The following is a 2,987-nucleotide window of genomic DNA, read 5'->3' as shown; positions in this document are numbered from 1 at the left end:
GTAACCGGCCGATAAGCACCGCCTTATTCGAAGGCGTCTGAACCGGTAAGTTCACGTCGTTAACGACGTCGTTATTGACGTCGTTAAGGAGGTGAGCGATGCGGCAAGAGGTTTTGATCGGCGTGGAGCGGCGGCGGCGCTGGCCGACCGAGCAGAAGCTTCAGATTCTGTCGGAAGTTGGGGTTGACGGTGCAACGGTTGCGGACGTTGCGCGCCGGCACGACATCAGCCGCCAGCAGATCTATCAGTGGCGCCGGGACATGCGGCGCGGGTCGCGCGCGGAGGAAGCACCACATTTCCTGCCTGTCGAGCTTCATGGCGGTGAAGTTCGGGCATCGGGCAGCGCCTTCGCAGTGGACGATCGGCGGCTGGAGATCGGGCTTCGCAATGGTCGCACGATACGGATCATGGGCAATCTGCCTGACAGTCTGCTGGCGCGGGTCATCCGGATTGCGGAGACGGCATGATCGGGCCGGGAGCTGGCGTTCGCGTCTACCTCGCCTGTGGGGTGACCGATATGCGCAAGGGGATAACCGGGCTTGCTGCGCTGACCCAGGAGGTTCTGCGGCGGAACCCGGCGTCGGGGGCGGTGTTCGCCTTTCGCGGGCGCAGAGGTGATCGGATCAAGCTTTTGACTTGGGATGGGCAGGGTTTTTGCCTCTATTACAAGGTTCTCGAGAAGGGCCGTTTTCCATGGCCTGCTCCGGCAGACGGGACCGCGCGGCTGACGTCGGCGCAGCTCGCGATGCTCTGGGAAGGCATCGACTGGCGGCGTCCGGCATGGAGCGCGCCGCCGGCCCGGGTGGTCTAATTATCTCATTGATTCCAATAGATAATGCTGTCTATCGCGGGCACCTTCTGCTAGGATTTTGACATGGCAAGCGGCCTCGAATCACTTCCCGACGACCCTTCCGCGCTGAAGGCGATCATCGCCGCCAAGAACGAGGAGATTGCCCGGCTTGCCGCCGCCGAGCGCGCCTATGAGGCGCTGGTCCAGGCGCTCAGAATCCGCATTGAACGGCTCAGGAAGCAGAAGTACGGGTCGAGCTCGGAGAAGATCGAGCGCGAGATCGAGCAGCTGGAGCTTGCGCTCGAAGACCTCGAGGTCGCCATGGCCGCGGCCGACACCGCGCCAGAGCCCGAAGAGAACGAGACCCGGGAAGAGACACCGTTCCGGTCGCGGCGCCGCCGCGGCAAGCCGCGCGTTTCGGAGACCACGCCGCGCGAGCGTATCGTGCTCGACCCGGGTGAGACGTGTCCCGAGTGCGGCGGGCCGCTGCGCCTGGTCGGCGAGGACGTCGCCGAGATCCTCGACTTCATCGACGCCAAGCTGAAGCTGGTGGAGATTGCGCGGCTGAAGAAGTCCTGCCGCCATTGCGAGACGATGGTGCAGCCGGCCGCGCCAACGCGTCCCATTCCCCGCGGCATGGCCGGACCGGGCCTGCTTGCGCACATCCTGGTGTCGAAGTTCGACGATCATCTGCCACTCTACCGGCAGAGCGAGATCTTTGCCCGCCACGGTGCCGACATTCCGCGCTCGACGCTGATCGACTGGTGCGGCCAGACTGTCGCCGTGCTGCGGCCCTTAAGCGCGCTGATCAAGGCCGAGGTGATGACCGCCGACCGCCTGCATGGCGACGACACGCCCATCAAGGTCCTCGATCCCAAACAGCGCCTCAAGGGCAAGGCCCGCGGCGTCAAGGAAGGCCGCATCTGGGTCTATGTGCGCGATGACCGCCCATGGGGCGGCGGCGATCCGCCGGCGGCCGCCTACTGGTTCTCACCCGACCGGAAGGGCGAACATCCGCAGAGCCACCTTGCCGACTTCAAGGGCATTCTGCAGGCCGATGCCTATGCCGGCTTCAAGGAGCTCTACAAACCCGATGCCGAAGGCGCCGTGCGTGTGCGCGAGGCGGCCTGTTGGGCGCACCTGCGCAGGGATTTCCATGACGTGTGGAAGGCGACCAATTCTCCGATCGCCAAGGGAGCGCTCGACCGGATCGGCGCCCTCTATGACATCGAGCGGCGGATCACCGGGACGTCGGCGGCGCAGCGGCTGGCCATTCGTCAAAAGGAAAGCCGGCCGCGCGCCGAGGCCTTCCGCGCCGGGTGCGAGGCGGAGCTTGCCCGCATCCCCGGCAAGGGAGACCTTGCCAAGGCGATGCGCTACGCGCTCAACCGCTGGCATGCCTTCACGCTGTTCCTCGAGGACGGCCGTGTCGCCATCGACAACAATGTCGCCGAGCGCGCCATTCGTCCCGTTTGCATCGGAAGAAAGAACTTTCTGTTCGCCGGTTCCGATGCCGGAGGCGAGGTCATCGCCGATGCGATGACCCTCATCGAGACGGCAAAACTGTGCGGCCTCAACCCGCAGGACTATCTTGCCGACGTGCTCGCCCGCATCAACGACCACATCGTCAGCCGGCTCGATGAACTGCTTCCCTGGAACTGGAAGCCATTGGCCGTCCCTCAGGATCAGGCGGCCTGACGATGGCCGCCGTCTCTCACCTCTTCACGCTCGCCTATGTCGCCGAGCTTCTCGGCGAGGGCGAAGATTGGCTGCACGAGATCAGCATCGAGATGGAACCCGAGGACGGCCTCATCGGCGTCTACGGCGTCGGCAACGAATACACGCTCGCCTTCACCGACTTCGGAATCGAGAACCTGCGCCAGCTCGTCGAAATCCACAAGCAGGATGCGGCCCGTGACGCCCAGGCCGCGGCCGGTGAACACTCCACCGGCTAAAAGCCGGTGGCTTCAGGTTACGGCTCAAAGCCGGATCGGTCCGCCGTTCGGCGGACTGACGCTAATCTCCAAAGCTCAACGTGTGTCCGCATGCTACATTTGCACCCGCTGAGCCAGAATGAACCTCGGCTATTTGGAAACGCATAAATGCCTCTTATCCCATGCCGCCTAAAGGCGTGGGGTTTCCTGATCCCCTATCGGGGACTCTAAACCCAAACCTGGGTCCTGATCGGCCGGTTACA

At 64.1% G+C, this 2,987-nt stretch carries 4 protein-coding genes; all 4 read left to right on the top strand.

Annotated elements, in window-relative coordinates; translation table 11 throughout:
• Positions 1-98: 98 nt before the first annotated feature.
• The 4 genes from tnpA (at position 99) to C7450_RS33390 (ending at position 2,745) form a co-directional block, all read left to right on the top strand.
• Positions 99-467, top strand: a complete 369-nt coding sequence (gene tnpA, locus C7450_RS33405) for an IS66-like element accessory protein TnpA (protein WP_110378716.1) — start codon at positions 99-101, stop codon at positions 465-467.
• Positions 464-811: an IS66 family insertion sequence element accessory protein TnpB gene (tnpB, locus tag C7450_RS33400; protein WP_110378715.1), complete on the top strand. Its 348-nt coding sequence runs from the start codon at positions 464-466 to the stop codon at positions 809-811. Before tnpA ends, tnpB begins: the two co-directional genes overlap by 4 nt.
• A gap of 63 nt (positions 812-874) precedes the next feature.
• The gene (gene tnpC / locus C7450_RS33395; protein ID WP_110378714.1) at positions 875-2,488 is read left to right on the top strand and encodes an IS66 family transposase; all 1,614 of its coding nucleotides are present in this window, start codon (positions 875-877) and stop codon (positions 2,486-2,488) included.
• 2 nt (positions 2,489-2,490) lie between these two features.
• The gene (locus C7450_RS33390; protein WP_110378713.1) at positions 2,491-2,745 is read left to right on the top strand and encodes a hypothetical protein; all 255 of its coding nucleotides are present in this window, start codon (positions 2,491-2,493) and stop codon (positions 2,743-2,745) included.
• Positions 2,746-2,987 lie beyond the last annotated feature (242 nt).

The organism is Chelatococcus asaccharovorans (assembly GCF_003201475.1).
Classification (GTDB): domain Bacteria; phylum Pseudomonadota; class Alphaproteobacteria; order Rhizobiales; family Beijerinckiaceae; genus Chelatococcus; species Chelatococcus asaccharovorans.
This window is presented reverse-complemented; position numbering and strand designations above follow the sequence as displayed.

What these genes read in the sequence shown, in the direction of transcription:
- tnpA (WP_110378716.1), top strand. Translation starts at nt 99, where the DNA reads ATGCGGCAAGAGGTTTTGATCGGCGTGGAGCGGCGGCGGCGCTGGCCG.
- C7450_RS33390 (WP_110378713.1), top strand. Translation starts at nt 2,491, where the DNA reads ATGGCCGCCGTCTCTCACCTCTTCACGCTCGCCTATGTCGCCGAGCTT.
- tnpC (WP_110378714.1), top strand. Translation starts at nt 875, where the DNA reads ATGGCAAGCGGCCTCGAATCACTTCCCGACGACCCTTCCGCGCTGAAG.
- tnpB (WP_110378715.1), top strand. Translation starts at nt 464, where the DNA reads ATGATCGGGCCGGGAGCTGGCGTTCGCGTCTACCTCGCCTGTGGGGTG.